Genomic DNA, 3319 nt, shown 5'->3' on the forward strand with positions numbered 1-3319 from the left:
GGGGTGCAGATCAGATTGTTACGGCTTTTTTATTTGCTAAAATTAGATTCGACTAAATTTAGATAAGGAAAAATTATGACTAAAAAATATAAAGTAATTGGTTTCGATTTGGATGGGACATTGGTAAATACTCTGCCGGATTTAACCTTAGTAGTAAATTCGATGTTTGCCGAACACAGATTACCAACAACGACGCAAGAAAAAGTATTAACTTGGATTGGCAAAGGTGCGGATATTTTCTTTCAAAATGCGATTGCTTATACCGGACAAGTATTTGATGCACAAAAATTAGTGCAGTTACGCACCAGTTTCGATAAATATTATGCGACCTATGTTTGCGAAAGAAGTGAACTTTACCCCAACGTAAAACAAACTTTAGAAGCGTTAAAGACACAAGGTTATACGCTAGTAGTTATTACGAATAAACCAACTAAATTAGTGGAACCGGTATTAAGTGCATTCGGGATTTTTGAATTATTCAGCGAATATTTAGGCGGACAATCATTACCAAAAACCAAACCGCATCCGGATCCGATGTTGCACATCTGTGAGAAATTTGCGATTCAGCCAAGTGAAATGTTATTTGTCGGTGATTCGGAAAATGACGTAATTGCCGCCAAAGCCGCCGGTTGTGATGTGGTCGGTTTAACTTACGGTTATAACTATAACATACCAATAGAGCAATCAAACCCAACCTTCGTTACCAGCGAATTTGCTGACGTATTGAAATTTGTTGGTTAATTCTACATATAACAAGCGGTCAAATTCCCTTAACTTTTTGCAAAAAATTTCGGGAATTTGACCGCTTGTGCTTTTATCGAATGGCAATAAAGGCTAAGATAAGTCCATTCGTTTCTAATTTAACAAGAGATTATAAAAAATGACCAAACCTATTGTATTTAGTGGTGTGCAGCCATCGGGTGAATTGACGATCGGGAACTATTTAGGCGCACTTCGTAACTGGGTGAAAATGCAAGACGATTACGATTGCCTTTTCTGTATTGTTGATTTACACGCCATTACTGTGCGCCAAGATCCGGTAGCATTACGTAAAGCATCTTTAGACGTATTAGCCCTTTATTTAGCTTGTGGTATCGATCCGAATAAAAGCACGATTTTTATCCAATCACACGTACCTGAACATACGCAATTAGCGTGGGTGTTAAATTGCTACACTTACTTCGGCGAAATGAGCCGTATGACCCAATTTAAAGATAAATCGGCACGTTATGAAGAAAACGTAAACGTCGGCTTATTTACTTACCCAGTATTAATGGCAGCGGATATTTTACTTTATCAAGCAAATCAAGTACCGGTTGGTGATGACCAAAAACAACACTTAGAAATTACTCGTGATATTGCCAACCGTTTTAATGCCTTATACGGTAAAAAAGATGCAGAAGGCAATGTGATTGAGCCTGTATTCCAAGTGCCGGAAGTCTTTATTGTGAAAGCTGGTGCGCGAGTGATGTCATTACTTGAACCAACCAAAAAAATGTCGAAATCTGATGACAACCGTAATAATGTCATCGGTCTATTAGAAGACCCGAAAGCGGTCGCGAAGAAAATCAAACGTGCGATGACTGATGGCGATGAGCCGCCTGTGGTACGTTACGACCGTGAAAATAAAGCAGGTGTATCAAACTTATTAGATATTCTTTCTGCGGTAAGTGGTAAAACTATTGCGGAATTAGAAGTGGAGCTTGAAGGAAAAATGTACGGCCACTTAAAAACCGAAGTGGCGAAGCAAGTTTCAGCCCTTCTAACTGATCTTCAAGAACGTTACAACCACTTCCGTCAAGATGAAGCGTTACTTGAAAAAATCTTCCGTGAAGGTGCAGAAAAAGCTCGTGCTCGTGCGAGAAAAACACTTGAAGAAGTATATAAATTAGTCGGTTTTGTACAATAAAATATTTTTTAATATTTATTTAAGGCTAAATTGGAAACAATTTAGCCTTTTTATTTGCTCAAAATATGATTATTTTTATTTATCAAATTTAATCATATTCATAATAATGCTCATATTATATTGATTTTACTCTTCCTTTTTGTTTTAATCCTAGCCCCTTATTTTTTAACTATTTATTAAAAGGATCCGTAATAAATATTTAATTTCAGATAGGGGGGGATATTTTCGAATGTATTAGAAGGAAACTAAAACATGAAAAGCAAGAGTTTAGTTGTTGCGATGGCAACAATGTTAGCCTTATCAACCGAGGCAGATGCAAGTAAGCTAGCCAGCGAACTTGCAACCACTGCGAGATATTATCCGAATGCAGCGAATAGTTATAATAAATATTCGTCAATGTATTCAGGATATTATACGAATAATAATCGAAATAATTATTCGTCTTGGTTTAATCCAACTCGCTATACGGGTACTATTACCCGAACGGTAACGACAAAAATAAACGGTGTACTCGTTACCAAAATTTATACAACTGTAAATGGTAGAACCACTGTTCGAGTAATTATCTCAGATGGAAAACCAACAGTTGTAAATAGACCAACAACACCGCCAACAAGGCCAATGTTACCTTGGATGGTAGTGGTGTAATCGTCTGTATCTTAGATAGCGGCTTTAAAAACTATATGATGGCAAACGATATCGAGAAAAAATTCGGTGATCGTGCTGAAATCATTGAAACAGGTCGTTCTGCGCCTTCATCGGCAACTCACGGTATTATGGTGGCAGAAATGGTGGGGGGTGGTACATCAAATAACGGTATAGCACCGAAAGTGAAACTACTTTTAGCGGATATTACTCGAACCACCGCCAATGGTACAGGTTTATCGGCAAGTGCTTCATTCTATAATGATTTATGGAATAGAGGTGCCCGAATCTTCAACCAGTCATATGGTATTCCAAAACCATTAACTTACTTTAACAATGATAGCCGTTCTATGTACTACTACTGTTGCGAGCCATTAAAACTGCGAATTTGAACCATTAAAACTGCGAAAAATTCTACCCTTCAAAAATTCTTAGTTTTAGTGGTTAGCTTAGCCAAAAACAAAGCCCTTTAAACCAACTTTAAAGGACTTTTAAATTACCTAAAACTTATAGACCAAGTTGTCCTCATATTTGCCGCTATAACTCGCAGAAGCATTTATCGCAATTCGCTTGGCATTATGAAAAGCCTGCCAATTATCTACTTTATCCTCCTGCATATAGTCAATAAAGCGAATAAACTCGGACTTTGTTGAGCTAAAGAATATATAAGGAGGTCGAGTAATATTGACTAACCGTAAGAAATCAATCAAATCAAAATACCGAGCCTGCTTATAACTCTCTTGGCGAGTACATAAATATGGCGGG

4 protein-coding genes and 1 pseudogene are annotated in these 3319 nt (G+C 37.3%); 4 read left to right on the forward strand and 1 reads right to left on the reverse strand.

The features are described 5' to 3' along the window. Positions 1–75: 75 nt before the first annotated feature. The 4 genes from HMPREF0027_RS02570 (at position 76) to HMPREF0027_RS12385 (ending at position 2946) form a co-directional block, all read left to right on the forward strand. Positions 76–741 (forward strand): phosphoglycolate phosphatase, encoded by a 666-nt coding sequence (locus tag HMPREF0027_RS02570; protein ID WP_005622004.1) that lies wholly within the window; start codon positions 76–78, stop codon positions 739–741. Between the two features lie 139 nt (positions 742–880). Next, positions 881–1909: a tryptophan--tRNA ligase gene (gene trpS, locus HMPREF0027_RS02575; RefSeq protein ID WP_005622005.1), complete on the forward strand. Its 1029-nt coding sequence runs from the start codon at positions 881–883 to the stop codon at positions 1907–1909. A 252-nt stretch (positions 1910–2161) separates the two neighbouring features. Then, positions 2162–2557, forward strand: coding sequence for a hypothetical protein (locus HMPREF0027_RS12380; RefSeq protein WP_005622006.1), 396 nt, complete (start codon positions 2162–2164; stop codon positions 2555–2557). After that, a complete protein-coding gene (locus HMPREF0027_RS12385; protein ID WP_005622007.1) occupies positions 2539–2946 on the forward strand; it encodes a S8 family serine peptidase in 408 nt (135 codons plus the stop codon). The genes HMPREF0027_RS12380 and HMPREF0027_RS12385 overlap by 19 nt, the downstream gene beginning before the upstream one ends. A 108-nt stretch (positions 2947–3054) precedes the next feature. Here the strand turns inward: HMPREF0027_RS12385 and HMPREF0027_RS11510 are convergent. Further along, positions 3055–3319 (reverse strand): annotated as a pseudogene (locus HMPREF0027_RS11510) (hypothetical protein); the annotation flags it as partial.

The organism is Actinobacillus ureae ATCC 25976, assembly GCF_000188255.1.
GTDB lineage: Bacteria > Pseudomonadota > Gammaproteobacteria > Enterobacterales > Pasteurellaceae > Actinobacillus > Actinobacillus ureae.

What these genes read in the sequence shown, in the direction of transcription:
- HMPREF0027_RS02570 (WP_005622004.1), top strand. Translation starts at nt 76, where the DNA reads ATGACTAAAAAATATAAAGTAATTGGTTTCGATTTGGATGGGACATTG.
- trpS (WP_005622005.1), top strand. Translation starts at nt 881, where the DNA reads ATGACCAAACCTATTGTATTTAGTGGTGTGCAGCCATCGGGTGAATTG.
- HMPREF0027_RS12380 (WP_005622006.1), top strand. Translation starts at nt 2,162, where the DNA reads ATGAAAAGCAAGAGTTTAGTTGTTGCGATGGCAACAATGTTAGCCTTA.